Origin of the sequence: Achromobacter sp. SIMBA_011, from assembly GCF_046535435.1 — a bacterium.
In the GTDB taxonomy this organism is placed as follows: domain Bacteria; phylum Pseudomonadota; class Gammaproteobacteria; order Burkholderiales; family Burkholderiaceae_B; genus Achromobacter; species Achromobacter dolens.
The window spans coordinates 1-241 of the sequence record NZ_JAWRWN010001118.1; the positions used below are offsets into that span (position 1 = coordinate 1).

Below are 241 nucleotides of genomic sequence, written 5' to 3' on the forward strand. Positions count from 1 at the left end.
TCGGGCTCGACGAAGAAGCGCGAGTCGCCGCGCTCGTAGAACGGCAGCGAATAGCCGGCTTCGAGCGAGCCCGTGACGGTGCGCGACCGGTACGAATCGGCGGCGAGGCTGCCGCCGACGCTGTTCGCATAGGCGCCGTACATGAACCACGCATCGGCGTACGGCCCGGACAGGATGTCGCGGCTGCCGTACCACGTGCCGTACACGCCGACGTTGTAGCCGGACACGCTGCCGCGCGCGG

At 69.7% G+C, this 241-nt stretch carries 1 protein-coding gene; it reads right to left on the reverse strand.

The genetic code is table 11. From position 1 onward, the window contains the following. Positions 1-241: autotransporter outer membrane beta-barrel domain-containing protein (locus tag SB816_RS34515; protein ID WP_410548560.1), on the reverse strand; the 241-nt coding region annotated here is incomplete at both ends.